The organism is Tessaracoccus sp. MC1756 (genome assembly GCF_014164735.1).
Classification (GTDB): domain Bacteria; phylum Actinomycetota; class Actinomycetes; order Propionibacteriales; family Propionibacteriaceae; genus Arachnia.
In genome coordinates this window covers 1-1,405 of sequence record NZ_JACJFZ010000013.1, presented here as the reverse complement: position 1 = coordinate 1,405, position 1,405 = coordinate 1, and the positions used below count along the sequence as shown (strand labels likewise).

General features: G+C 66.5%; 1 protein-coding gene. It reads right to left on the bottom strand.

What is annotated here, in order from left to right; translation table 11 throughout:
- Window positions 1–40 precede the first annotated feature (40 nt).
- Window positions 41–1,282: an IS256 family transposase gene (locus H5393_RS14275; protein ID WP_182767232.1), complete on the bottom strand. Its 1,242-nt coding sequence runs from the start codon at window positions 1,280–1,282 to the stop codon at window positions 41–43.
- Window positions 1,283–1,405: the final 123 nt, after the last annotated feature.

Below are 1,405 nucleotides of genomic sequence, written 5' to 3'. Positions count from 1 at the left end.
CAGGGTCAAGTCCAGCGGAGTGGTGTAGCGGTTCCTTCGTCTAGGCGGTTAGGGCGGGGGGTTCGGTCACCTCCTCTTCGGGGTTGTTGATGGTGGTCAGTCGGCAGCGTGCGAGGATGTCGAGGCCGAGGTAGCGGCGGCCTTCTGCCCATTCGTCGGTTTGTTCGGCCAGGACGGCGCCGACGAGCCGGATGATCGCTTCCCGGTTCGGGAAGATCCCGACCGCGTCGGTGCGGCGCCGGATCTCCCGGTTGAGGCGTTCGGCGGGGTTGTTCGACCAGATCTGGGTCCAGACGTCCTTGGGGAACGTTGCGAACGCGAGCACGTCGGCTCGGGCCTGCTCGAGGTGCTCCGCGACTTCGGGTAGTTTCTCGCTCGTGTAGTCCAGCAGCCGGTCGAACTGCGCCTCCACGGAAGCTTGGTCGGGCTGGTCGTAGACCGAGTGCAGCATCGCGTTGACCGCTGGCCAGAGGCTCTTCGGCGTGACGGCCATCAGGTTGGCGGCGTAGTGGGTCCTGCAGCGTTGCCAGCTCGCTCCGGGCAGGTTCGCTTCGATCGCTTCGACCAGGCCGGCGTGGGCGTCGGAGGTGACCAGGCGGACGCCTGCTAGTCCGCGGGCGACCAGGTCGGCGAAGAACGTGTTCCACGCGCTGCGGGTTTCGGAGGTGGCGACCTGCAAACCTAGGACTTCGCGGTGCCCGTCGCCGTTGACCCCGGTCGCGACGAGGACCACGGCGTTGATCACCCTGCCGCCCTCGCGGACCTTCATCGTCAAAGCGTCGGCTGCGACGAACGTGAACGGACCCGCCTCGTCGAGCGGGCGGTGGCGGAACTGCGCGACGTGCTCATCGAGGTCAGCAGCCATCCGGGACACCTGGGACTTCGACAGGCCGTCGATGCCGAGGGTCTTGACGAGTTTGTCCATCCGGCGGGTCGACACTCCGGCAAGGTAGCAGTCGGCGATCACCGTGATCAGCGCCGCCTCGGCACGTTTGCGGCGCTCCAGCAGCCATTCGGGGAAGTAGGTCCCGGTGCGCAGTTTGGGGACGGCGACATCAACGGTGCCGACGCGGGTGTCCAGCGGGCGGTGGCGGTAGCCGTTGCGCTGCGCAACCCGCCCCGCGGAAGGCTGGCCCCATTCGGCGCCGCACACCAGATCGGCGTCAGCCGAGAGGAGGGCGTTGATCATGTTCTGCAGGAGCTGGCGCATCATGTCCGGGGATGCTTCGGTCAGCAGGTTGCCCAGCACGCGGGCGGGGTCGACAATATGAGGAGCGGTCATCGTGGTTGATTTCCTTTGAGAGAGCTTTGGTAGGTGAACTCGAAGGATCCCACGGTGACCGCCCTGCCGTCATCGACGGCCACGGCCACTGTGGGAGCTACACCACTCTAGGGGGCTCTACTA